Annotated in this window: 21 protein-coding genes; 10 read left to right on the plus strand and 11 right to left on the minus strand. The window is 63.6% G+C overall.

The window, feature by feature from the left end; genetic code table 11:
- Positions 1–186 precede the first annotated feature (186 nt).
- The 4 genes from ABIE56_RS01180 to ABIE56_RS01195 form a co-directional block, all read right to left on the minus strand.
- The gene (locus ABIE56_RS01180; protein WP_429242002.1) at positions 187–894 is read right to left on the minus strand and encodes a hypothetical protein; all 708 of its coding nucleotides are present in this window, start codon (positions 892–894) and stop codon (positions 187–189) included.
- A gap of 280 nt (positions 895–1,174) precedes the next feature.
- Complete coding sequence (locus tag ABIE56_RS01185) at positions 1,175–5,716, minus strand: AAA domain-containing protein (protein WP_429242003.1); 4,542 nt, start codon at positions 5,714–5,716, stop codon at positions 1,175–1,177.
- Between the two features lie 117 nt (positions 5,717–5,833).
- Positions 5,834–7,540 (minus strand): hypothetical protein, encoded by a 1,707-nt coding sequence (locus tag ABIE56_RS01190; RefSeq protein WP_429242004.1) that lies wholly within the window; start codon positions 7,538–7,540, stop codon positions 5,834–5,836.
- A 276-nt stretch (positions 7,541–7,816) separates the two neighbouring features.
- Entirely contained in the window at positions 7,817–8,722 is a 906-nt protein-coding gene (locus ABIE56_RS01195; RefSeq protein ID WP_429242005.1) for a LysR family transcriptional regulator, read from the minus strand.
- 99 nt (positions 8,723–8,821) lie between these two features.
- Here ABIE56_RS01195 and ABIE56_RS01200 point away from each other — a divergent pair, with 99 nt between their 5' ends.
- The 5 genes from ABIE56_RS01200 to ABIE56_RS01220 all read left to right on the plus strand — a co-directional run bounded on the left by ABIE56_RS01200 (position 8,822) and on the right by ABIE56_RS01220 (position 13,551).
- Entirely contained in the window at positions 8,822–9,511 is a 690-nt protein-coding gene (locus ABIE56_RS01200) for a flavodoxin family protein (protein ID WP_429242006.1), read from the plus strand.
- A 22-nt stretch (positions 9,512–9,533) separates the two neighbouring features.
- Positions 9,534–10,157 carry an isochorismatase family cysteine hydrolase gene (locus tag ABIE56_RS01205; protein WP_429242007.1) on the plus strand — a complete coding sequence of 208 codons (624 nt, stop codon included), beginning with the start codon at positions 9,534–9,536 and terminating at the stop codon, positions 10,155–10,157.
- 79 nt (positions 10,158–10,236) lie between these two features.
- The gene (locus ABIE56_RS01210; RefSeq protein ID WP_429242008.1) at positions 10,237–11,226 is read left to right on the plus strand and encodes a quinone oxidoreductase family protein; all 990 of its coding nucleotides are present in this window, start codon (positions 10,237–10,239) and stop codon (positions 11,224–11,226) included.
- Positions 11,227–11,245: 19 nt separating this feature from the next.
- On the plus strand, positions 11,246–12,058 hold the full coding sequence (locus tag ABIE56_RS01215) for an SDR family NAD(P)-dependent oxidoreductase (RefSeq protein WP_429242009.1): 813 nt from the start codon (positions 11,246–11,248) through the stop codon (positions 12,056–12,058).
- 131 nt (positions 12,059–12,189) lie between these two features.
- The gene (locus ABIE56_RS01220; protein ID WP_429242010.1) at positions 12,190–13,551 is read left to right on the plus strand and encodes an NAD-dependent succinate-semialdehyde dehydrogenase; all 1,362 of its coding nucleotides are present in this window, start codon (positions 12,190–12,192) and stop codon (positions 13,549–13,551) included.
- 146 nt (positions 13,552–13,697) lie between these two features.
- On the opposite strand, the gene ABIE56_RS01225 is transcribed toward ABIE56_RS01220, so the two are convergent.
- Positions 13,698–13,955, minus strand: a complete 258-nt coding sequence (locus ABIE56_RS01225) for a helix-turn-helix transcriptional regulator (protein ID WP_429242011.1) — start codon at positions 13,953–13,955, stop codon at positions 13,698–13,700.
- A gap of 311 nt (positions 13,956–14,266) precedes the next feature.
- Here ABIE56_RS01225 and ABIE56_RS01230 point away from each other — a divergent pair, with 311 nt between their 5' ends.
- Complete coding sequence (locus tag ABIE56_RS01230; RefSeq protein ID WP_429242012.1) at positions 14,267–15,001, plus strand: hypothetical protein; 735 nt, start codon at positions 14,267–14,269, stop codon at positions 14,999–15,001.
- A 66-nt stretch (positions 15,002–15,067) separates the two neighbouring features.
- Here the strand turns inward: ABIE56_RS01230 and ABIE56_RS01235 are convergent, their stop codons facing one another.
- From ABIE56_RS01235 to ABIE56_RS01245, 3 genes are all read right to left on the minus strand, one after another.
- Positions 15,068–15,535, minus strand: coding sequence for a hypothetical protein (locus ABIE56_RS01235; RefSeq protein ID WP_429242013.1), 468 nt, complete (start codon positions 15,533–15,535; stop codon positions 15,068–15,070).
- A gap of 95 nt (positions 15,536–15,630) precedes the next feature.
- Entirely contained in the window at positions 15,631–16,755 is a 1,125-nt protein-coding gene (locus ABIE56_RS01240) for a hypothetical protein (protein ID WP_429242014.1), read from the minus strand.
- A 191-nt stretch (positions 16,756–16,946) separates the two neighbouring features.
- Positions 16,947–17,765 (minus strand): hypothetical protein, encoded by an 819-nt coding sequence (locus ABIE56_RS01245; RefSeq protein WP_429242015.1) that lies wholly within the window; start codon positions 17,763–17,765, stop codon positions 16,947–16,949.
- A 78-nt stretch (positions 17,766–17,843) separates the two neighbouring features.
- On the opposite strand from ABIE56_RS01245, the gene ABIE56_RS01250 reads away from it, so the two are divergent.
- Positions 17,844–17,993, plus strand: a complete 150-nt coding sequence (locus tag ABIE56_RS01250; RefSeq protein WP_429242016.1) for a hypothetical protein — start codon at positions 17,844–17,846, stop codon at positions 17,991–17,993.
- Positions 17,994–18,008: 15 nt separating this feature from the next.
- On the opposite strand, the gene ABIE56_RS01255 is transcribed toward ABIE56_RS01250, so the two are convergent.
- Together ABIE56_RS01255 and ABIE56_RS01260 are read right to left on the minus strand one after the other, a co-directional pair.
- Positions 18,009–18,509, minus strand: coding sequence for a hypothetical protein (locus tag ABIE56_RS01255; protein WP_429242017.1), 501 nt, complete (start codon positions 18,507–18,509; stop codon positions 18,009–18,011).
- A gap of 82 nt (positions 18,510–18,591) precedes the next feature.
- On the minus strand, positions 18,592–19,935 hold the full coding sequence (locus ABIE56_RS01260; protein WP_429242018.1) for a hypothetical protein: 1,344 nt from the start codon (positions 19,933–19,935) through the stop codon (positions 18,592–18,594).
- 343 nt (positions 19,936–20,278) lie between these two features.
- Between ABIE56_RS01260 and ABIE56_RS01265 the strand changes: the two genes are divergently transcribed.
- From ABIE56_RS01265 to ABIE56_RS01275, 3 genes are all read left to right on the plus strand, one after another.
- Positions 20,279–20,899 (plus strand): hypothetical protein, encoded by a 621-nt coding sequence (locus ABIE56_RS01265; protein ID WP_429242019.1) that lies wholly within the window; start codon positions 20,279–20,281, stop codon positions 20,897–20,899.
- 270 nt (positions 20,900–21,169) lie between these two features.
- Positions 21,170–23,755, plus strand: a complete 2,586-nt coding sequence (locus tag ABIE56_RS01270; RefSeq protein ID WP_429242020.1) for a P-loop NTPase fold protein — start codon at positions 21,170–21,172, stop codon at positions 23,753–23,755.
- A gap of 44 nt (positions 23,756–23,799) precedes the next feature.
- Positions 23,800–24,420 carry a hypothetical protein gene (locus tag ABIE56_RS01275; RefSeq protein ID WP_429242021.1) on the plus strand — a complete coding sequence of 207 codons (621 nt, stop codon included), beginning with the start codon at positions 23,800–23,802 and terminating at the stop codon, positions 24,418–24,420.
- 72 nt (positions 24,421–24,492) lie between these two features.
- On the opposite strand, the gene ABIE56_RS01280 is transcribed toward ABIE56_RS01275, so the two are convergent.
- Positions 24,493–24,963 (minus strand): hypothetical protein, encoded by a 471-nt coding sequence (locus ABIE56_RS01280; RefSeq protein ID WP_429242022.1) that lies wholly within the window; start codon positions 24,961–24,963, stop codon positions 24,493–24,495.
- Positions 24,964–25,013: the final 50 nt, after the last annotated feature.

Genomic DNA, 25,013 nt, shown 5'->3' on the forward strand with positions numbered 1-25,013 from the left:
CGGGTGGTGCCGGGACAGCGGGGCCTTTTTCCGTCGCAACGGTGTGACTTGCACCACGGGTGCACACCCGGCAGCTTGAAGACCCAACCCGGTGCGAAAGGCCAGGTCGTCCATCGTCCGGCGATCGCGCCTTCCAGCGAGTCTTTGGCCGCACTCAACAGGGTGAATCTCATTGCGTCAACGGCCTTAAGCGGCCCGCGCCTGGCAGGCACCTGCCGGATGCCAGGCATCGACGCGGGTGGTCGGTGGCAGGGTCGAGTCGTGCAGGATGAGCGCAAACGCCCGGCGCGGCACCTTGCCGACGGCCATGAGCAGCATCGGCTCATGGGCAGGCATGATGAGCTGATTGCCTGGGCCGGTGCCGAACTGCGCCCCTCCGGGCATCTCCAGACACGTGTCACCCTCGATGGCATAGAACGCTTCAGGGCCCGAATGCCGGTGAATCGGTGCACTCATGCCCGGCATGAAGAAGGAGTGCACATATTCCGCGCTGTAGCCGGTTGCTGGAAGCATGGGCAAGGGCCCGATGGAGGCGATGTGTGTGCCGCCTCGCGCATGCCAGCCCGCACCCGCAATGGTAAACAGCCAGACCTTCCCGAAATCGGTCACCACGGTCCCTGTGGCCTGCCTTGCCGCCTCGGCCTCCGCCCTCGTGGCGAACTGGTCGATGTGCCAGTAGACAGGGGAGTCTGGCAGCGCGCCGAGGTCCTGGTGGGCGAGGAGGCACGCCGGGCCTGGCTCCGGCGGCGCGTCGCCAAAGTGGCACGGGACGGAAGTGACCACCGCGCCGGGGTCCTGCGTCTGCGCGGCACAGGGGGAAACGACATCGCCGCACAGTGTAAGCGCAATGACAAACCAGACGCGACCCGACACACGGACGCTTGACGATGGCATGGACGCTCCCCCCAAGTAGGTCCGCTCAATCTAAGCGGCGACGCCACGCCTCGCCATCCGCCAAAAGACGGATGGCTGCGGGACGCGGCACGCGGACCGGCAGACTGGCCCGCCGTCACCTGACCGGGGGGCCTCGTGCACATCAGACCGTCAGCTGATATCCCACCTTGCGCCCTCGGAAGGACCACGCCCTCGGCCACCTTCCAAATGTCGTTTGACGCAGGAGAGAGATTGCCCCATCTCACGAAAGGCGCCAGGTCGCATGCTCACAGGCCGCCCCTCAGTTGTCGCCCGGCACCCCTTCCACCTCGTTGTCCGTAGCCTCTTCAATCAACCGGTCCGCTTCATCCCGTTCGCGCGGGGCCGGTGACCAGGTCCGATACTCCACGAGCTTCGCCAGTTGACCCATCGCCCCGATGGGCTCGATGCGCATGAAGCGCAAGCGCTCAATGAGCTCGTTGAAGACGTCTTCCTTATGGAGCGACCAGGTCGAGGCGAACGAGCGCCAGAACGTCCAGCCCGCCCGCTCCAGGATGCGCTGTCGCGCCATGTCGTGCGCCCAACGGTCCGGTCCATGGAACTCATCGCCATCAAGCTCGATGGCCAGGCGGCGGTCGTCTTCACCTTCAACGACCATGTCGATGCGAAATTCTCCGACTTTGACTTGCGGGATGACGCGATATCCGCGCTCGGTGAGCATGGAATAGACCTCGCGCTCGAATCCCGATTCACAAAGCGAGATGGGGTCGTCCCCTGCGTCCGTGCTGGTCAGCGCCGGCATGCTGAAGTGGCCAAGCAGTGACTTCCGGAGGTCCGCATCGGACAGATCTGACAATTCGACCGAACGGACCAGATACATGCGGTCCCGCGCCCGGCTGGCTGCAACGTTGAAACGCTGCTCATACCGGCTCCCGGACAGCGCATGGTGCCTGGCCTTGTCGACGATGAGCGACAAAAAGATGATATCCCGTTCGCTGCCCTGGAAAGACCGGGCCTCACCGCATTCAAACTTGCGGCGCATGAGCTCTCCTGCGGGAAAGCGGCTGCGGACGACGGTATCAATGTATTTGGCCTGCTCCATGCCGAGCAAGGACACCACACCAAGGGTTCGTCCAGCCATCGCCGGATTGTCGAGGATGGCGCCAATCTCGTCGGCGATGGCATCTGCCTCTTGGGGGTTGCAGTCTTTCCTGGTGCGGAATCCACCTTCCACATACAGGTCAACAAGCGGCGGGTCGATGCGCTCGGAGGCCCTCGGAACGCGCAGCGGCTTGATGGAATGCTTGTAAAACGTGGCATTCGAGTACGCGATGATGGGCGCAACGCAGCGGAAATGCTCCCGGAGCATGACCTGGTTGCCAGCAAACACGCGAGCGGCAAGGTCGTACAGGGACTTTTCCGGGGTCATGTCGGCAGCGAACGGCTGGCCCTGCAGGAACCTCTGACGCAAGGATGTGATCTGCTGGGCGGCAATGAAGCCTGAATCGGGTGAGACCTGCTTGTCGTCGCCGACGACAAGAATCTTCTTTCCGCGCAGGATGGCCGGAAGCGCCCAGAGGTCGGACTGACTGGCCTCATCGACGATGACGAGGTCAAACGCGCCGACATCCGCTGGCATCGCTTCAGAAATGCGCGAATGACTCATGATCCAGCACGGCACGGCGCCTGCCGCGTCGGTCATCGCATCGCGCGCATCGCGGCGGTAGCGTGCAGCGTTTGTTCCTGTCCCCTGCCCGATGCGACGGATGGCGGTTGCATACCCGTTGAGCGCCGAGAGGATTTTCGGTGTCGCGTTGTTCTTCGCCTGGAGCCACGCTCGTTTGGCGACAACATCGGAATAGAGCCGCTGCAGGGCCCTCGACAGGGTCATCCGTCGTTCGGTGAGCTGGCGGAGCTCGTCACGCGCATCGATGGCGTCGAGATGTCCACGAAGCCTCGCCCACGTCCACGCCTGCTCCCACAAGACAGGGATGACCGTCTCCTCGCCCGATTGCAGCGTTGGGATAGACGCGATGCGCTGGGCCCACTCCGGAGCCCCAGCATCCCGGACACGGCGCGCACCGTCCGAGATGACGGTAAGGGAAGGCATGAGACCCGCGACACGGCGAAGCTCAGCCATGAGGGTGATGTACTCCGCACTGACCTCGTCCGGCTCGACGCCGGCCCGCCCGATGAAATGCGTTGCGAATTCACGAAGCGCGGCCGACACGCCCCCGGTCTTGCCGGCGAGCTGATGCTGCAGGGCCGAGAGGGCCTCTGTTGCCTGGGCGAGCCGTGCACGGGTCACGACGCGGGAGAGCGTCTTTCGGATGCCCTCGAACGTGTCGCGCTCACCCGTAAAGGCGCCGGCCGGCACATCATTGAATACGGCGGAAGCCTGGTTTGCCATGATGCGGTCGAGATGGCAGGCAAGTCGGTGGACGCTCCGGGCAGCCACCCCCAGTTGTTCGACGTCGCGCAAGTCGGGCACCGCCTCCTCAATGCGCGGCAACGCCAAGGCGTGCGCAAACTCGTTCCACCGGGCGACAAACGACAGCACCTGGGTCTGGGTGTCGATGAATCGCTGAACGTGCAACCACCCGTCCGCCTCAGCGGGCGGAAGGCCTGACACCCGGATGGCCGCGACGGCTTGCTTGGCATCATTGGCGCCAAAGGCGAGCATGCCAAACGGCTTGCCGCCCTCGGCGGCCCGCTTTATGGCCTCAAGTGCCTTCGGGGAGCCGAACACCTCCTTTGGCACCACGACCGGGCGCTTGAGGAAATCGGCGCGGGCACTCGTCAATTCATCGAGGTCCGAGAAAACGGCCTCCAACGCCCCTCGCTCACTCGAAAACGAGGGCGCATGACAGCGCTCTCGCGTGGTCTTCCACCATCCGGCAGCCGACGCATCGAGGGCATCCATGACTTCGCTAGCAGCGGCCATGGTCTGCAGCAGCGCTTCCGCCGCCTGCACGACGTCCGGCGTGTTGGCCTTGATCGACGGGCCCGTGGGGGTGTCGAGCTCGCGTTCTATTCGCCGGTAGTCAAGCATCGAACGGTGAAGGTCGGCCACTGCTCCTGCAGTAGGCAGGGTCTCGGCAGACGGCAGGGCCATGCCCTGGTAAACGAGGTCACTGCCAACCGCACGCCGGGCGCCCCTTACCGCACGCATCTCGTCTTCGGTCAGGGGCGGCCTGTGCGCCTCGTCCAGCGAGAGCACGTCCGTGAACCACTGGTGCTGCCCGGCACCGGCGAGGATGAGCTCAGCAACGCTCTGGGCCCGCATCGGCCGCCCATCGACCGTGATGCTGTCGAGCTGCGAGCGGGCAATGGCGTCGAGGCGTACATCAATGCCCGCAATCTCTTCGTGCGCGCGGTCAATCGCCGTTTCGAGCGTGATGATTTCATGCTGGGCCTCGCGGACGTTGAGCTGCGAGACACGGTGCTGGATGGACTCAATGGCGGCCTGGAACTGACGGACGCCTTCCCGGTCGTTGACGAGGAGCGCGACCGTGAGATGGCGGACATCCTCAGGCAACTTTTCCTGGAGCACGGCAAGCGCCGGTTCGCCTCGGGACGTGACAAGAACCCGTCGACCGGTAGCAAGGTAATGGCAGATGACATTGGCGATGGTGTGGGTCTTGCCTGTTCCCGGCGGACCCTGGACGGTCACGCCCGGCGCGCGCTCGAGCTGCTCGATGATTGTCATCTGCTCATCGTTGCTCGGAAGCGGAAAATACAGCTCCTCGACCTTGCCCACGCCCGATGGTGTTCCGGTCGACAGCCCCCGGAAGCGCACGGGTTCGATGTGGACCACGCTGTCGGACGGCGGGGTGACCAGGGAGAGCGGCCCGGCGGGAAGCTCGCCCGCCTTCTCGACATTGGCCTTGAGCCGGATGAGGTCTTCGAGCAGGTAACTGGCCTGGCGGGCCCGCGCGAGCAACACCCACCCGTCGGTCACGGTGAGGTGTTCACCTGCACCCGGCCAGCGCTCGCCGGGCGCGAGCACCTCGCGAAACACGCCATTGGCATCGAGCGCGCGGGCAATCGTTTTCAAATGGGGCAGGTACGACGACGGGTCAAACGGGCTGAGGATGGGTGCACCGTCTTTATCCAGATCCGTCCGCACTCCAACTTCAACCCCTGCCGCCCCGACGACTGAGGCAGCGATGAGCGGCCCAAGGTCCACACGTGCGGGCACATCACGGGGCCGCACCTCGATGGCCATGGTGGTCTCTTCGAGACTGATTTCCATGGCCTGCGTCAGCACCGGGTATTCAAACAGCACCGCTGCCTCGTCAGTCTTCAGATCCCACGAGGCAACGCCAATCCCCCATACGAGCTCCTGGGGGCGGGCCGTTTCCTCGGCTTCAATCTGGTGTTTGAGGGCAAAGAGGTCAGAGTAGATGTCGATGACGGCCCGCCGTGGCTTCTCATGTGCCGCCCATGTCCACCAGGCCTCGGCATAGGCATCCAACGCTGCGGCCAACGCCAGCCGGTGTTCGCCTGGGTCGACGTCGGGATTGGCGGCCAAATGGGCGAGCACAGCGCTCTCATCGAGGGCGGGCGGCTGCCCGGCGGGATTGTCCGACACGCTGACAACCGGCATCAGAAGTGCCTGCAGGGCTGGCGCCGGATAGGCTTCGAGTCGCTCAATTCGCAGCCACACCGCATAACCGTCGCTCACAAGGTTCGACGCGATGCCCGGCAAGCCCGCGAAAGACAAATGATCAAATTTCAGCCCTGGCGAATCGGGAAGGAAACAGGGTTCGGCTTTGGCGTTCTTCGCCTGCTCACCGATGTAATCGAGGAGATTTCCCAGCAGATCCCTGGCGCTGTTCATTCCACTGCCTTATCAATGCGTCTGAAGCTCAATTTTACCACGCCGAGCAAGGGCCGCTGGCCGCGCGCCAGCGTCGCACACACCAAACGCAACGCTGAAAGTGTCAATTGCGACAGGTCAGGGGACACCGGTGGCCTTTTCGCTCAGCCCGCGCAGCGAAAGATCGTTCTCTCCCGTCTCGATGATGTACACCCAGACGAGTTCCACGACCCGTGGTCCGCACTCAATGTAGGCAGGACCCGAGATTCTGACCTTATCTGGTACGACACCGATGGCATCGGCAAGCTGTTCCGGTGCAAGCCTGCCCTGCCGCACCAGGGTCTTGAGAACGGCACTGAAGCGTTCCGAGTATTCAATGCCCTCCCCCGGCACCTGGGTGAAGCATTGGTGCAGCACTTGCCCCTTTGACACGGGAAGCCTGTCGAACGCCGATTCGGTAAACACGTGGAACTCGGCATGTCCCCGCGCGCGGTCGACTGCGACGCGGTCAATGTTCGCCCCCATGACCATAGGACTGTGTGTCTGGTGCAGGCAGTCGAGGAAGTCAGCGGCTGTCAATCCAAAGTCTTCCCATGCCCAGTAGGTCAGCAACAGGGCCACCTTGTTGGTGAGCGTTTGCATGTCGGCATACGCCTGCGGGGACAATGCCATGTCGTCGCCGTGGGCGATGGCGTCGCGCGTTTCCTTGATGACCTTGAATTCCTGAGAGGTGATGTTGATAGCATCAATCACCCCCTGGTCGGATGCACCCACCGCCTGGCGATAGCGCCCGCCGAACGACTCGACTTCGCGGGTGAAGGCCTTCCGGACCAGTGCAATGATTTCCGCCTTCTGCCCACGACTCAACGGCTCAGCCATGGTGGGGAGGGTTCCCCGCAGGGCGTGGACTGCGTCCCTTGGAGGTCCAATGACCTCGGTCCCGGCATTGCCCGCCTTGAGCTTGACCACCCCGTCGAGCAGCGCCACATAGCCGAAGAACCTGAAGTCCCAGAACCCCTCGTACCGAAGCATCCCGGCCACCCGGGTCCAGGAAACCGCGCGGAACACTGACCGGTAGTAATTCTCCAGAAGCCGCTTCCATTGCCCGTCGACGATGGGCCACCTCATCAAAAAGCGCGGCCATCCACGGCGCCCGCCATCCCCGGTGTGAGGCTCGAAGTACTGGACCCAGGCGTGCCGGTGCTGTCCCGTGGCCACGGCCACCGTCACTTCCAGGATGTCGACCGGCCGGGCGAGAAGAATGGTCAGGAAAATCGAGAGGTCGCGACAGCGCTCCCGCGCATCAGCGATGGAGAACGGCGTCTCGGCGCCGACGGACAACCAGAGCTGGTCGGTGATGACGGTGTCGTCCCCTGACTGTCGCATGGAGGTTTCGACCGTACTGCGGACCCACAAAGCGCCATGCGGTGTTTCGACCTCGACATCAATGGCCTCAGGTCGGCCTTCCCACTTCAGTGTGTCCCCGGCCTCACCCCGGACCCGCTGGCCGGACAGGAACCACTCGGTGAGGTTGGTAAACCGGACACCGACCTCGGTGAAGGCGTCGGTGGTCTCGCCCTCGACGACCTGTCCGATATAGGCGCGGTATGAGTGGTACTGGCAATGAAACAGCGTAAACGCCTGTCCTTCAGCCGTCCGCGCAACCAGGCGGTCGAGCGTCAAGTCGTCCTCGAGCACCGGGGACACTGTTGTCCAACGGAACGCCAGTGAGGCACCACTTCTCCCGCCCACCTCGAGCTTCGCCTGCCCAAGGGACGTACCGGTGTCACCAAAAACCTCGACGTCAAATTCGGCGGGAGTGGAGAACGTATAGGCGATGGACATACTGGGCCTGTGAAAGGAAGGCTGATTGGATTTGGATGCCAGTCGTTGATGCGACCAGGGACGCGCCGAGCATAGCTGCTGGTCGCGCCTGGAGCCGGCTTGACCAACGCATGCACACGCGGCGCGCTTGGCCCTCCTGGCAGCCTGTATCAAGGTCCCACGCCGGAAAACCCCACGGCATCCTGCCACCCACGACTATCCGGCGCATGGTCCGGCACCCTCGACAGTCCGATGGGTGGCGTCACCCCATTGGTTCAGCCCTTGGCATCGCCGCGCTCACCCTTCCCCACAGAAGTCCATCAACCGCTCGCGCAACCAACGCCGTGCCGGATGGGTATGGGTCCGGTCATGCCAGACCATCGACATGCAAAAGCCCTCCACGTCGACGGGTGCGATGAAGGTATCGACCCGGTCTTCAAAGCGCTTCGCGAGCCTCGCCGGCACCATGCCAATGAGGTCGGACTGGGCGATGGTCTCGAGCATGACGAGAAAAGAGGAGACCGCAAAGGCCACGTGACGCGACGCGCCGACGGCTGACAGCGCGGCGTCGGTCGCGCCGGAAAAACCCTCCGCCCTGGGCGAAACGAGAATATGGCGCGCGGACGTAAACCGCACCATCGTCATGCCGGCCCCGTCGACACTGCCCTTTCGGGCAACCCCGACGTAATGCTCTTCAAACATGTCCGTGCGGTGCAGGCCACCATCAATGACATCGGTCCGCTGCAGGAACGCCACGTCGATGTCGCCCCTCTCAAGGGACGCCGCGACAGCGCGGCTGTCATGGACCAGGCTCACCATCAACCGCACGCCGGGGGCAATCCGGGGAAGCTCCGTCATGAAGGGAAGAAGGACGCCGACCTGCATGTAGTCACTCGCGGCAATCGTGAGTGTGGCAGTGGACGTCAGAGGGTCAAACGTCCGCGACCGCGCCACCACGTCCCTGACCTGGTCGAGCGCGAGGCGCAGCGGACCGTCCATTTCGCGGGCCATGGCGGTTGGCACCACGCCCCTTGACGTCGGGCGCAGGAGCTCGTCGCCAAACAGGTCCCGGAGCCGGGAAAGCTGCGCGCTCAGCGCAGGCTGGCTCAGGCGCAGGCGCCGGGCGGCCCGCGTGACGTTTTGCTCGGCAAGGAGTGCCTCCAGGGCGAGCATGAGATTGAGATCGATGCGCTTGTCATCCATGGGGCTGATACCAGCAGCTTTAATTTTTGATTTCAACTCCCGAAACGCCGGTCGCAGACTAGGTCGATTCGGCAAGCACGCCGCCCAGGAGTCTCCCCCGTGGTCAAGGTCGCCATCGTATTTTCTTCCGGCCATGGCCATACGCGGACCATCGCAACCCATATCCTCGCCGGCGCCTCCGCCGTCGATGGCGTCAGGGCAGAGCTCCACGAGATTGTGCCAGCCCACATCGGCCCCGACGGGCGCTGGCACGACCAGACCATCATTGATGCGCTCGATGAGGCGGACGCCATCGTCTTTGGCGCGCCCACCTACATGGGCTCCGCCCATGGGCTATTCAAACTGTTTCTCGAGTACGGGTTCTCTCCCTGGCTCGGGCAGTCCTGGAAAGACAAGGTTGCCGCAGGATTCACCAATTCCGCTTCGCGCGCCGGCGACAAACTCATCGCCCTAGAACAGATGGCGGTGTTTGCAGCACAGATGGCCATGATTTGGGTCGGTGTGGGCGACCAGCCCGGCGGCAACCACGTGGCAAGCAAATACACCGATGTCAATGTCAACGGCTCATGGCTCGGGCTCAGTGCACAGAGCTTTGGTGATGGCACACCGGAGACCGCGCCCCACCCCGGCGACCGGCTCACGGCCGAGCGCTTTGGGCGACGCATCGCACGGACCACGGCCCGCTGGATGATGGGCAACGCCGCCTATCCCGCGCAGCGGGTCAGTGAGGAGGAATCGCGCCGGCGGAACATCGCCGGCATGGACGAATGGCAACGCTTCGACGACTGATGTTTTTTCCAACTGGACACTGATGATGCAAGAGAACTACGCAACCTCCGATACCGCGCTCCTCCTCGTGGATCTCCTCAATGATTTCCTGGACGAGAACGGCAAGCTCGCCCAGCGCATCGGCCCGATGCTCAAAAAGACGGACCTCGTCGAACACCTCAAGCGTTTGGTCAAGGGCGCCCGCGAGAAAGGGGTGAAGATCTTCTACGTTCCCCATGGTCTTCACGAGCACAGCTTCGATGACGTCACCCACATCCACCCGCGCTGGCAGTGGGCAATGGAAAACAAGGTGTTCTGGATGGGTGAATGGGGCTCGGATTTCTATCCCGTCTTCAAGCCCCGCGACGAAGATGTCATCGTCAGCCGTCATCGTACCTTTGACAGCTTCGTCAATACGGACCTTCTCGCCAAGCTCCGTGAGCACAAGATTGAAAAGGTCGTGCTCGCAGGGCTGACCTCCCACACGTGTGTGGAAAGCGCTGGCCGCCACGCGTTGGAAGAAGGCTTCCATGTGACCTTCCTCACCGATGCCGTCGCCGAATTCACCGAAGAGGCGCACAACGCCGCCCGTGAACTCTCCTACCCGACCTTCGGCCATGAGGTCATCACCATCGACGAGTTCCTCGCCCGCGTCGAGAAAGCCTGACGGACGCGCTCCGGGCTGAACCGGAGCACACGCAAGACCGGGCGCAGGCCATGCCTGCGCCCCCCATCCCCTCCGAGCCATGAACAGCGCACTCCAAGTCATCGTCAGGCAATTCGGCGGCCCCGACGTCCTCGAACTCGTCGAAGTCCCGGTCCCCGTCCCTGGCGCAAACCAGCTCCTCGTCCGCGTCGAAGCCGCAGGCGTCCTTTTCGGCGATGTCATGCGCCGCACGGACCGCTACCTCCTGCCCACACCCCTTCCCTACGAACCCGGCACGGAGATTGCCGGAACGGTTGTTGCAACCGGACCTGGCGTGACCACCCATGCGGCCGGCGATCGCATCGTCAGCCGCGTGCCTTCCGGCGGATACGCCCAGTACGCGCTGGCGACGGCCTCGCATGCGACGCGTCTTCCGCACGGGGTCTCCTTCGCGGATGCAACCGTCCTGCTTGCCCAGGGCATGACGGCGTGGCTGCTGACGCACGAGACAGTCGACCTTCGCGACGAATCCGTATTCATCGAATCGGCAGCCGGTGGCGTCGGCTCGCTGATGGTCCAGCTGGCAAGGCGCCAGGGTGCAAGGCTCATCGTCGGCTCGGCAAGCACCGAGGACAAGCGCCATTTCGCCCGGAAAGGTGGCGTCGACCTCGCCGTCGATTCGCTCGCACCCGGTTGGGACAAGGAGATTCTGGACCTGACCGGGGGTCGCGGCGTTGATGTCGCGTTTGAATCCTCCGGCGCATCACTGCCGGCACTCCTGCGCTGCTTGGCCCCGTTTGGCACCCTGGTCAAATTCGGTCGTGGCGTCGACGAGCACCAGTCCATCGACCCGTCCTTCGTGGTCGAAAAAAACCAGACGCTGCGCGGCTTTTACCTTCCGCCCTGGTTTGCTCCAGAGCACGCAGACATCATCCAGGCCGGCACGCAGGACCTCCTCGACGGCCTCGTCGACGGCAGCCTGCACATCGCCATCAGCGAGCGTTTCCCACTCGGCCGCGCCGGCGCCGCTCATGAGGCCATCGAGGCCCGGCGCTCCATGGGCAAGCTTGTGCTCGAGCCCTGGGCCTGACCCAACAAGGACACCGCAAATGAACACCACTCGCCGCGCCCTCATCACGGGCGCATCGTCCGGCATTGGGGCGGTATACGCCGACCGTCTTGCCCAGACGGGCCATGATCTGGTCATCGTCGCCCGTCGCAAGGACCATCTCGACGAACTCGCAGCGCGCCTTGCCACCGACTACGGCGTGCAGGTCGAAGTCATGGTGGCCGACCTCGCACAACGCCCGGATGTCCGGCGTGTCGCATTGCGCCTTGAAGCGCTACCCGCCATTGATGTCTTCATCAACAACGCAGGTTATGCCGCGCGAGGCCCGGTCGCCTCGCTCGATGCCGATGCGCTCGACGAGATGCTCGAGGTCAATGTCATGGCCATGTCGCGCCTTGCCAGCCATGCGATGGCCGCCATGACCCGAACGGGCCACGGCATCATCATCAATATCTCCTCCATCACCTCTTTCCTGTTGCGCCCCGGCAACGCCGGCTATGGCGCGTCCAAGAGCTTCGTGATGGCCTTCTCCCGCCACATGCAACTCGAGGCGGAAGGAACCGGGGTCTATGTCCAGCTGCTGGTGCCCGGCGTTGTGGCGACCGATTTCCACCGCATCGCAGGCGCTGACCTCTCCGCCTTCCCGCCAAGCCGGGTGATGTCGGCAGAAGATCTCGTCACAGCGTCGCTTTGTGCGGTCGAAGCTGGCGAGCTCGTCTGCATCCCTTCCCTGCCGGAGACGGCTGCATGGGAGCTCTATTGCACCGCCGAGGCCGCGATTGCCGCCGATGCCTCACACGACCGCATCGCCAGCCGCTACCGCTGCCCGGTCAACAGCAAGGCAGGCCTGTAAGCGCCTCCCCACAGGCGTCCATGTTGGGTTCCAGCACCCATCGGCATGGCGCCTCGTCCCCGATATTCATGCCAGCCCGGCCGCCGCCTGACGTGACCGGGCCGCCGTTCCATTCCCATCCCGAGCACCCCATGACCTACCAGACCATCAATCCCTACACCGGCAAGCTCGTCCAGACCTTTGCCGAGCACACCGACAGCGACATCGAGCGCATCCTGGCCTCGGCCCACGCTGCCCACGCCACCTGGTCTGCGCGCGATGTTGAAACCCGCAGTGCCGTGCTGCGGCGCGCGGCTGCCCTCCTACGCACGCGGGCGCACACGCTCGCCGAGCTGCTGACCCTTGAGATGGGCAAGCTCACGAAAGACGGCCTGGGTGAAGTCGAGCTCAGCGCCGCCATCCTCGAGTACTACGCCGACAACGCCGCCGCATTCCTCGCCGACAGGACGCTGACGGTCGCGTCGGGCCCGGCCCGTGTGGTCACCGAGTCCCTCGGCGTCATCTTCTGCATCGAGCCCTGGAATTTCCCGTACTACCAGCTCGCCCGGGTCACCGGCCCGAACCTCGCCGTCGGCAACACACTGGTGGCCAAGCATGCCCCGAACGTGCCGCAGTGCGCCCTCGCGTTCGAACAGGTCATGCACGACGGCGGTGCCCACGGCGGGGTCTACACCAACGTCTTCATCAGCAATGAGCAGGCTGCAACGGTCATCGCCGACAAGCGCGTGCGCGGCGTAGCGCTGACGGGAAGCGAGCGCGCCGGTGCTGCGGTTGCGGCCGAGGCGGGCCATGCGCTCAAAAAGAGCACCATGGAGCTTGGCGGCAGTGATGCCTTCATCGTTCTTGACGACGCGAACCTCGACGAGGCGGCAAGGATCGGCGCTGCAAGCCGTCTGCACAACGCAGGCCAGGTCTGCAACGCTGCCAAGCGGTTCATTGTCGAGGAGCGCGTCGCCGATGAATTCATCCGGAAATTCACCGAAGCGATGGCAGCCGTCCAGCCCGGTGACCCGGCCAAGCCGGCGACCACGCTCCAGCCCTTGAACTCGGCGCCGGCGCTCGAAAACGCCCTAGCCCAGGTCCGCAGCGCTGTCGACGCGGGTGCACGACTCGTTCTCGGCGGCAGCCGCACAGGCATGCAGGGCTTTTTCATGGAGCCGACCATCCTCACCGACGTCTCGCCGGAAAACCCGGCCTACCACCAGGAGTTCTTCGCACCGGTGGCCATGGTGTTCCGTGTCAGCGATGAAGAGGCTGCCGTATCGCTGGCCAACGACTCCCCCTTCGGGCTCGGCGCAATGGTGATGTCCGGCGACATCGAGCGCGCCAACCGTGTGGCCGCCCGCCTGGAGACGGGCATGGTCTTCATCAACCGGGGCGGCTTCTCGGCACCGGACCTCCCATTCGGCGGCGTGAAGAATTCAGGCTACGGCCGCGAACTCGCCGACCTTGGCTTTGGTGAGTTCGTCAACAAGAAACTCATCCACGCCTGAGCGCGGGAACCACTGCTAAGGTTTGCACGGCGGAGGCGGGACCGGCCATTTGACGGTCCTGCCCTCCGTGATTGCACGGGTGGCCGGCGCACCACGCGCCGTGCATGGGGCGCCCCGGCATGCGGCAGACGTTGACCTGAGCGCGCTCAGGCCTTCTTTGCGCGGATGCGCCTCATCAGTTCCTTTGCGAAATCCTCAAAGCGGACGTCAAAGGCGTCGCAGAACTCCATGACCTGCAGCATGTCGACGCCGCGACGGTTCTTTTCGATGTCCGACACGTAGGTCTGTGGCCGGTCGAGCGCCTCGGCCACTTCCCCCTGTGTCAGGCCCCGGACCACCCGCAGCTCCCGCAGGTAGGCGGTGACGATGGCGTGGCGTTCGCTGTGGACAGAAGTTCGTTTCATCAGCCGTACCCGGATGGACGGCGGGAAACCTATACCTGATGAACAGTTACGTTTAATTCAGGATTTTTACCTGTTTACTAGATACTCTCTTCGCGCCTGGCCCTCAACAGGCCGCCGGTGCGTGGCCACCCCCGCCCGGCGTCATCGCGCTCCCGACCAACAGTGCGTGCCGATACGCGCAGGGAACCCATGGCGAAAGCCGCCGACCCGGACGTCTGTATTCAATGAAACGTTCCCGCTATGTCCGTCCCGCCCTCCCAGGGAGGCTCCCGGCCGTCCGCTGGCTCTCCATCCACATTCCTGGTGCACTGATGACCGTTCTGGCAGCCGTCCTCACGGTCGGCCGCATCAAGCAGTGGCGCACGCTCAGCCAGAACACCCTGGACGCCGGTCCTGTGCAGTTGGTCGTCGACCCGGCCACGGGTGGAACGCTCATCACGCACAGTGCCAACCAGGCGGTGTACGCCATCGCGCCGGGGCGGTTGCTCACACGCATTGCACTGCCGCCGCCCGGCCAGCGCGACCGCTCAACAGTGACTTTTCTCCAATGGCCCGCCGCGTCACATCCGGGACGGCTGTCTCCCGTGGACGCCGACCGGGCGGCAGTACCGGTCCTGTCGATTGATGCGCCGACCAGGACCGCGCGGGTCATCCAGCGGTGGCTCCGGCGCCACCCGGCCCTGCTTGCAGACGAGGCGGCCTTTGCGCAGGCGTGGGCAATCACATGCGCCGGCCTGCTCGGCGAGTGTCGCGAACAACGCCTGACGACCACCCCGCCGGCGCTTGAGCTCGTGGACGTCATGAGTGGCCCGGTCATTGCCTATCTGGTGATTGAGCAAGATGGCCGTGTCTTCGCGACCGTCGGATCCGAACCCATGCTCGAGCGCGTCCGTGACCCCTTGCTCACGGACGGACGCCACACACTCGTGACGGAGGTGGGCGATTACCGTCCCGCATGGACACTGTCACCGTCCGAGGCGTCGACACTTCACGCGCTGCTCGCCGACGGCCTCATCGAACTGGACCCCGACGCCCTCTCCAGTTGAGCTGGTGGCATTGAACGCCGGGACACGCTCCACGTTGGCGCTGTCGGCCGGGAAACGTGCCCGACCCTATGCTGCCCCCTCGGCTTCCGCTTCAGCCCGCGCCTGGCGTTCGGCCGCAACACGCTCATCAAGGCGTTTTTGCATCTCGGTCACACCGGACGCGCAGTTGTCAAAACCGCGAATCATCACGTAAATGGCCGCCCCAAGTTTCAGGCCTTCCGCTACCCCGCCGGTACTGACAGAACCGGCCGCATCGAAAATGACGCAAGCCGCAAAAAAGACCTCAAAGACGCCATACCAGTAGCGGAAATGGCGCCGCAGCAGGTAGAGAGCGACGGAAACCGCCACCGCGCCCCAGAAAATCGGCCATTTCATGGCCGTACTTTTCAGGTACGGGTCGAGCAGGTGCAGCGAAGAGGCGCCTCCACGCGCAAGGCCGATGATGGCGAACAAATATAGCCACCATGTGAGGTTGAAGGACTGCGGCCACCACATCATCGCCCGATGCGCACTGGCTGGCTGCCACTCACGCACCGGTGGATTCTCCTTCCATTCCTTGAGAATTGCCTGGGCGCGCTGATGGCGTGCCCATCGACTGGATGACTTTCCCTTACTGGATGCTCCCCGCGTCATCGCATACTCCCCTGCGCTTTTCCGTCCACCGGCTCGCAGGATGTGACGCGTCGGACCTGGTCAACAGGGATGGTCACCGTGTCTTCGTTTAGGTGGCGCTTGACCTGGTAGCCGTCCATCTGCACGACGAGGTCCAGATTGTCACTGACCTTCAACGGCTTCTCACTTGAAATGGCTTCCCACGCATCGCCATCCGCTTTGTCAGAAGCGACGAGGCGTACGCACTTTTGGCCATGCACGGCTGTGGTCCGGTACGCGGGGGTCGCAAGCTTTGCTGCAAACGGCGGCGCAATCAGGGGCAGTGCGCTCAACCCAAGGACCAGGAACGGCAAGAGCCTGACCGCTTCCGCGTTGAGTCGGCGTCGCAGGGCATAACTGAACACATACTGGGCTGCGATTCCAGCGACACAGAGCGCCAGCCATGCCATCCAGCACATGACCACAGTCATGCCATCCAAATCCCTGGCGATACCGAAAACAAGACGGCCGAGCCCGATTGCAAGAAGGCACTGCAGTACAGTTGAGTAGGCAATCAGCGTGTTGGAATAGAGTCTACCTTTCCCGACAATGCCCGCCCGCATCTGCACCAATCGGAGGGCGCTGATGGTTGAAGCACAGGCGATGGTAACCGTGGCCAACAGGATGACGCCCGATGCCCAGTCCGTTCCGCTCATCAGCCAATTGCAAAGGAACATAAGGCCCAGCGTCACAATCTGCGACGCGACCCAGGCGCGGGAGAGATTCTCCGTGCGAAAGGGATTGACGAACCGCTTTTCTCTCACGGACCTCGTCCCGTCAATGAGCCTTCTGCCCTCCGCATCCACCGTCATCCACATCGCCATGGATGGGGCGAGCACGTACGCCGTGAGAAGCACGGTCGCCACGAGAATCAGGCAAAAAAGCACAGGGAGACTCCCCCAAGCAAGGCTCGACCCGACCGGGACCGGAATGGCATATTGCGCCCGGAATTGCCACCAGTAGCCGGCCGCAATGGCCAGCGCAATCGATGTGAGCACGCCCCAGATCTTCGACGCCTCCCAGATGGCATCTACAGCCACCGAGAGCACAGGCACCCTCCTTTCGATTCGCTCGTTGAGAACGGGTGTGTATTTCTTCTGCATAAGAGTGGCCAATGAAGGTTAAAGGGCGTTTCTGCTGGCCTGCGCATCAACGCGTGCACGAAAACGAACAGGATGCCGCCTATGCCTGCCTGTCGCTCGCAGGTGACAGTGCCGTGCCAAATCCGCCCACGCACCACGCGACGTAGTAAAGAAGGGACATCGTGCGCAAGCTGTTGTCCAACGATCCATAGTCAACCACTTCCCCCGTGGACAACCTGGTGCCGGTTCAGACCCCGGAATCCAGCGGGTCGCTGCTTTTCGTTCTGGTGCACGGGCACATCTGCTTTGAATGCCTCGATGTAGACATCGGCCAAACCTGTCAGGGGACCGTCGGTCTTTCGGCGCAGATGACTGCTCAGCGCGAGCCGTCCGGACTTGACGAAGAAGGCCGCACCAGCGAATGCATCAAAGCAGACGCCGTCGACCTGCGCAAAAAGCGTTGGAATGGCCAGCCCGTGGTCGTTTCTTTCAATGGCCGCAAACGCCGACTGCAAGAGGGCAGCGCGGTGGGGATAGGCCTCTGAAAGCTCCTGGAGTATCCCGCTGGCTCGCTCAGCGAAATAATCCCGCATCAGTGCGGTCGCGCCTTCCTCGTCACCGGCGCCCATGCGTTCCTGAAATCTCCAACGGAGTGCGTGCGGCATTCGGACGTCGAGAAACCACCCTTCCCTGGCCATACATCCCAGCTGCTCGCTGGCAATGGGCGGCAGCTGCCCTCGCCACTTTGCGAACCCCTCGAGCGATTCATCAACCTTACGGCGCTGGGCCTTGATGAAATCACGGAGGCCTTCAGGCGTTGGCGGCACGAGTTCCTTGAGCTCCGCGAGCTCTTCGGGTGTGAAGATCGCAGCAATCGTGCGCTCGAGCGCGTCTGCGGCCGCAGCAAGCCGACCGGACAATGCCTCCGCGTCCGACGGGGGAACCAGCTCTTCTTTCTCTGGGTCTGTCATCCCTTTTCCCTTGATTTGGCCCCAGCCCAGCAGGAAGGGGACTTTATTTTGCTGCGACAAACTGTCGTCCGGCCCGTCGGGTTGACAAGGGCGCAGATCACGCCAGGCTGGAGTCAATCCCAACCATGAGCGCTTCCCATGACCAACATCGACATCACCCGAACCATCCGCCACCGCCTGCTTGCCGAACTCAACCGGACCATCGCCGACCTGCTGGCCAAGGAACAGTTCGGCAGCATCCAGGAGCTTCTGGAACTCCAGAAGCGATACCAGGACATGATCAACTAGCTTTGGTGCCCAGGGTCAGATGCGCGGCTTGGGCCGGGGCGGCTTCGGAAGACCCTCTGCGGGTTCGGCGACCACCCCCTCAGGTGTCACGCGAGGCACAATCAACGGCACCCCGGAGGCCTGCAAGGCACTGCGGTTTTCGGGCGTGTCCGGCAACACAATGAGCGCGCCATCCTTCATGACGACCAGGATGAGCGCGTCGCCGTCGTCATCGCGCGCGATGATCGCGACCCGTGCCGAAGATCCCAGAGCGGAATCCCAATTGTCCGCGAACGCACGATGCTTGACCCGCGACAACGGTTCGACCACCAACCCTTCTTCTGCAAGGGCTTCGCGCACCTTTTCCGAGTCCGGATACAGCAGGAAGCTGCCGTCCGCGAAGATGACAACAATGAAGGCATTCCCGTCCGGGTCGATGGCACCAATCGCCCTCACCGCGTTGATGAAGGGTCGATTGCGATGTGTTTCCGTCCGGGACGAAAGGCCATTGGCAGCATCGTTAAAAGGCAAATTCATGCTCATTCCTTGAAAGGATCCAATCGGTCTACGCGAGCCCACTGGCCCACGTTTCGATGCGAGGAGCCTTTGTGCACAGGCGTCACCAGCGCACCCGCCAGACGCCACCGCCCGTGCAGCTGGCGCAATGGTTGAGCATCTGCCAGTCATCCCGGCCTTCGAGGCGCTTGAGACCCTTTCGTGCCTTGTCGGCGGTATGGGAATTCTCCCAGTTGTCGTGCCCGCAGTCGCCGCGCCGGATGAGGACGTCATAGCCGGGCTTCGAGTAGCGCTTCTTGTAAAAGCGGATTTCCCCCGCCTCGGGTGGCCCTTCCCGGCCGTTGTCGTCGGACGACTCTTCGTCCTCGTCCCGCACCTCTCCGACACGCGCATCCTGGGGCGCCTGGAAACCGCCTTTCATCTGGGCGATGACCTGCTGGAGCGCCTTGTTCTCCTCCCGCAGGGCGTCGTTTTCCTTGTCAAACTCGTGGACAAGTTCGAGCGCCTCTTCGGCCGTTTGTCCCTGCGCCTCGAGCGTTCGTACGCGCATCCGGGCGCGGTACGTGCGGATTTCGCGAATCTCAAAGGGCGGCTCAACGCCGAGGGCCGCAGCACTCATGACGGTGTACCGCAGCTGGTTTCGCAGTCGCTCCTGGCCTTCACCGTCCCAGTCCATGCTGTCGAGCCGCTCTGGTGTCCACACGCGCCCGGACACCCTCGCATCCGTGCCACTCCTCAGGGGCGGCCAGTACAGCCGCACGGCCCCGCCATAGCAAGACAGCCGCTTGCCGATTTCGTCGGTCAGGCTCCAGCTTGCGTCCTCGGACAGGGTGACGACCGTAGCGAGAGCGGACAGGTCGCGTGCGATGCGGCCTGAAAGGCCGTCCCATGGTTCTTCCCCGTCAAAAACGGACACTGCGACGATCGGCATGGTGCGTCGCGTCGACAGGATGTTTGAGGCCAGTGCGATGCCGTCGGCTTCCTCCGACAGTTGCGTTACACCCACGGGACCCAGTTTCGTGTCACCGAGGTGCCAGTCCGGCCGAAGGGCACGGATGGCATGAATAATCTGCGGGCAGCGCGGCACCACAAAGCCCGGACGGATAATGCTGTGGACATTGCGGGCCGCGAGGGTGAGATAGACCACCACACGAAGCGAGGTCCTGACCACCCGGAGTGCCGTGCGGAAGATGTGGTCGTCCGTAGTTGGCTCCTCGAGAATGATTTCCCGAAGGTCGCCCTGCTCATTGGAAAAGGGCGCATGCCACACCCTGCCCGCCTGCCCGCCGGTCTTCGACACAAAGGTCGTCTCGCTCGCCGACAGGTCCGCCACACCCTTCCGGGACAGCCAGTCGTCGATTTCCGCGTTGATCCGGTCGTACAGCGCCCGGGCCTCGGCATCCGGCAAATCCGGCAATTCCATCAGATAGGCGGAGAGATGCTGCATGTCCCTGTTTCCTTGTCCCGGTTGGCAAGATGAATAACGGCGCGCATGACACAGACTTTAGGCGTGCCCTGACCATGACGGTCCCACGACTGGTCCCGTGGAGCCACGCCGCACTCGCGCCACTGGCGAGTGAAACGCGTGGGACTCAGACGTGACGCAAGGCGCCTTGGCCCGCGACTGTCGTTGCCGTGACCATTGGCAGATTGACGCGAATACCATGTCGCTTCAGTATCTACAGCATCTTATTTTCGTGGCGCGCCGCGTGCAATCTCCGCCGCGCCACGACCCATAAAACACGCTCGAAATTGCGATGCCTTTCCAACGCCCACCCTCGACAAACCACTTGCCCATCCTCCGGAATGGCGCAGTCCTCGGCCTTGTCTTCTCGCTGCACATCGGCCTCGCGGCTGGCCTGCTCGTTCTCTCAGAACAACCGGAACCAGAGAGGGCGGTGTCGGCACCGACACCCGAGGCCGCCCTGGAGATCACGTTCCATCCCCGGCCCATACCGCCGCCGCGACATCCCGTTGCCGCTGTCCTTGCAGCCCCGGCGCCACCGGTGACCGCGCATCCCCGGAAGGTCCGGCTGTCACCCGTCACCCACCCCGCACCATCAGACGCACCACTCACCGCGTTTGCACCACCCGTGCCGGCACCGGCACCAGCCCCCATCACCGAGGCGGCGCAGCCAGCCGGGAATCCGACGTCCTACGCTGGCGGCGACCCAGCACTCCGGCAGGCCCTTGGCGAGTCGGCCCACCATGCCCCTGCCGTCCCCGGGTTCGACGCGGGCTCGCGTGCCCAGGGCATCGTCCTTACTGCCCCCACAAGCATGCGCGACACGGTCAACGGCGTCGGCACAGCACTCAGCTGCAACACCATCAAGATGAAACGCGACCACCCCGGCAATGAGGCCAATGCTGCATTGATGCGCGCTTACGACGAAATGGGCTGCAAGGGCTAACCGCAGGCGCCAAGCGGGCGGGAGGCGAAGCAGACAGCCCTTGAGCTCCAAACAGTCGTTGCGTCCTGCCCACAAAAAAGTCGCCCGGGCCCTTGGGGGGTCAGTCCGCTGCTGCGGCTCACGTCGCTGCTGTTTCGCGCGGCGGGCCCGGGTGACGACCTGACACTAATCACCCAAGTCGGCCCTGCCTTGGACGGGGCTGCGGCGGACGGTATCCGGCTGGCTCCCCGGATGACCCAGCGGTATCCTGTCGACACAGGGAGAACGACGATGACGCCCAGGGATGACGACGCAGCACCCATGCCCCGCTTCATCCGGGATGACCCGGCTGCGCGGGACGCGTTCGGTGCCCACAGCCGGATAAGCGAGGCCCTCGCGGCGACAATTTTGTCTGCTGACCCACCCAGGACGGTCGGCCTCGTCGGTCCGTGGGGCAGCGGAAAATCGACCGTGGTCTCCCTTCTCGAAGCCGACCTCAAACGGGCTTCGCCCACCGAGAACCTGCCGCGCGTGTTCGTCTACGACGCGTGGCTGCGCCAGGGCGAGCCGCCAAGAAGGTCGTTCCTTGAGGAACTCGTCGCCTTCGCCGCCGGAAACGGGCTCTGTGACACGGCGATTCTCGGCGACGCGCTCGACCGGCTGAGCGGGAAGGTCGTTGTGACCCGGACCACCGAGCGCCCCCTGTACTCGGTCGACGCCTGGGCAATCCTTGTCTCGGCTGCGCTAGGCGGCCTCCTTGGCGCACAGGCCCAGGCTCTGAAGTCCATCCCGCAGGTGGCCGCACTGGTCGATGCCATCCGCAGCACGGCCCCCTTGCTCCCCCGCTTCGTCCCCTTCCTCATCCCGACCCTCACCCTCGCTGTCGTCCTGCTTCGCCGGGCGTGGCACTGGCTCTCCAATCACAAAGCACCATCCGCGCCGGACGCAGGCGAGGATGTGCTGGCCCTGCTGTTGAACCGGCAGGCCCAAAGCAAGGAGACAAGGGTCGTCGGCACCCCGACGGCCACCGCCCTCGAATTCCGGGCCGTCTACTGGCAGCTGCTCGGCGCCATTGAGGAAAACACGGGTCGCCTGGTCATCGTCATCGACAATCTCGACCGCCTGCCGCCGCAGGAAGCCCGGGAGCTGTGGTCGATGCTGCGAACATTTCTCGTGGGCAAGCCCTCCGGAAGCTACCCGGAAGTCAGGCTTCCGGTCGTCGTTGTGCCGGTCGCACTTGAAGCGGTGGATGTTATCTATCCGGAGCAAGAAGGCGGCGTGGCAGCCGATGGCTTCATGCAAAAAACCTTCGACGCCACCTTCCACCTCCCCCGGCCCGTGTTTACCCGCTGGCAGGACTACTTTTGCCGGCAGCTCGAAGCAAGTTTCAATCGCGCGCTCGATGAGGAAGAAGAGCACCTGCTCACCCGCCTTGTCGACGAGCATTTTGCAAAACTGCGCGTCGCCGTCACACCGAGACACCTCAACTCGCTGGTCAACCTCGTCGCCTCCTACGTGATGCAGACGCACGCCGACCGTATCGCGCTCTCATCGGTGCTCTACTACTGCCTTAACAAGACCGACATCGACAAGGACATCATCCTCGCGGTATCGGGTCGACCCTCCGTGCAGGCAGCGCTGAAGAAAACCTGGACGGAAGACATCGCAACCCTCCACTTCGGTGTCAAACGCACCGATGCAACCAAGGCGCTCCTGGAAGCACCGCTTCTGGACGCCATCAAGGCTGGCCGGCGCAAATCCTTCAACCGGCTCATTGCCATCAGCGGTGGCGTGCAGGTTCTCCAGCGCATCCTGACGTCGATGGCGCGAACAAATCTGCCTGTGGCCGACGCGATGAACATCATGCGCCTCTTGTCGAATGCGTCAACGCTTGGCGAATCCGAGAAGCGCTATGCCTGGAGCCAGGTTTTGCGTGGAATGTCGGTGGAATCGGGCTGGCAAGTGGGCAAGCGAGAGCTCATGATTGCGCGCCACTTCATTGAAACCGCTCCGCTGCCGCTACGCGCCGAGACCGTCACCACCATCGAGGCAAGGCTTGCCGGCGCGACCCTGGAGCCCGTCCACGACATCGCCGAGGAAGTGGCGGCATTCTGGGCATGGGTCGACGATCAGCCCATCGGTTCGCCGAGGACACTTTCGACGATCCGAATCCCGGGCGACGCACGTACTTTCGTGGATGTTGCGGTCAGCCTGCTACAGACCCACCGCCCACTTGAGGGGATGAGGCCGGTCGCATCGGCGGTCGATGTGGTGCGCCTCCTCGAGCAAGACCTCGTTTCAGACGTCGACACGGATGAGGCAATTGACCGCGCACTTGCGGTCGTTCCGCTTGGCCTTCCAGCCGACTGGAAGTCATATGCGCGCACCGCCCACGACGCGCTCTCCCTGGACGCAGCGAAGAGTTCCGGAAGTACTGCATGGAAGCCGGCAGCGGGAGTTGGGGTCGCGATGCTCGGCCTTGCCCTGTTGCGTCACCATGACCAGGATGCCGACCTTGCGCTCGATGACTTGGCGAGCGAAGGCGTCTTTGCGCAGATCCTGTCGTCCAGCCTTCGTGCCCATGACCTGTATCTCGCCGGCCTGACAACGGGACTGCTGCTGGTGCTCGGAGAGCGGCCGTCCCTTCCCCCGGCGACATTTTTTTTCGACGGGGACGACGACGAATCGCGAGGACCTTTTATCGCAGGCTTGAGGGACGTCGTCGAGCACGCGTCAACGGCGTCTTCCGTTGACGATCTCTATCCGTGGCCAGTCCCCGATGGCGAGCTCGACCTGGCGGCACTGCTCCGGGAGCTTGGCATGACGGAGATTCATGGTGCCACCGGAAGCCTCCCGACCGCGCCGCCGACACCCTGAACGCGGCAGCGCTGCCCACGCCCAGAACAACAAGGAATTCATCGATGGACCTGTCGACACCCCGTTTTGCCCGCTTGACTGACATTGGCGCCATACGACGGGCTGCGCCCACCGTCGGGACAACCGCCGCCCTCAGTCTTGCAGGCGGCATTGGCGCTTTGCTGAGCAATCCCCACTGGACGCATGTTCTGCTGTCGGCAGTCACCGGTCAGCTTTCAACGACAATGATAAAGCTCTTCAGCTTCGGCACATTTGTCGTGCTTGGCATCGCATTTTTGAGCAGGGCATGGAAACCAATTCCGCTCATGATTGGCATCGCGTCGCTGATGGCAGGGCTCGCCTTCGACCTCCTCGGCGCCGCATCAGGCATTTTCATTGGCATCCTGCTTCCTGCGTTCATCGAAAGCTGGCGTCTCGGATGCATGGTGTTTCCAGCGCTGTTTGTGTCGGCCACCGGCCAGTTGTGCATGCTCATCCTCGCACGCCTCCTTGCCAACCCTGACTACGCCCGCTTTTTCGAAAAGCGCGTGCGCCCGGTCCTCATGGGGCTTTTCCTTGCAGGGATGGCAATCTGGGCGGTAAACGCCGAGACCTGGAGCGAGATTCCGGCGCCGGTCGCCGGCCAAAACGCCCAACCCTGCACGCCCATCACTGCGGGAAACTGAACTCCCGTCGTTGCCCCGCTGCTGCTCGATACACGGGGCCGGCTGGAGGTCGCGGGCCGTTTCGCGAAAGCGTCAACCGTTGGGCAACAACACCCGGGTGATTCCTTCGCGGGAGGCCGAGGCCGTCACCATGGGCACGCCCAGTGCAAGAAGCTCGAGTCGCCTGGCCGGATTGTCCAGCATCACACAGACGGTCCCCGTCTTCATGACCACGAGAAGCCAGCCGATGGCATCAGCATCCCGCAAGGCAACAGCCATCTGCGCCCAATGAGAAATGTCGGCAGACCATGGACGCGAGAGCGCCCCCTGCCGGGCGCTTCGCAGGGGTATGATGTCGATACCCGCATTGCCCAGACTTTCCCGTCCGGCTGCCGTGTCCGGTACAAGCCAGGGGTCTCCCGACCGCAGGATGACCACCAGGAATGGCACCTTGTCGTTTGTGTAGGCCGAGATGGCGGCAACGACATCACGTGGCGTGGTCCCAGCGTGGAGTTCCCCGCCAGGAAGGGCCGCTCCCTTGTGTGCGTCGCTGTCGTTGCTCATTGGACGTTCGCGCCCCGTAGGAAATCGTGGCGGAATTCTGGCGCATGAAA

The organism is Luteibacter sp. 621 (assembly GCF_050435445.1).
Classification (GTDB): Bacteria; Pseudomonadota; Gammaproteobacteria; order Xanthomonadales; family Rhodanobacteraceae; genus Luteibacter.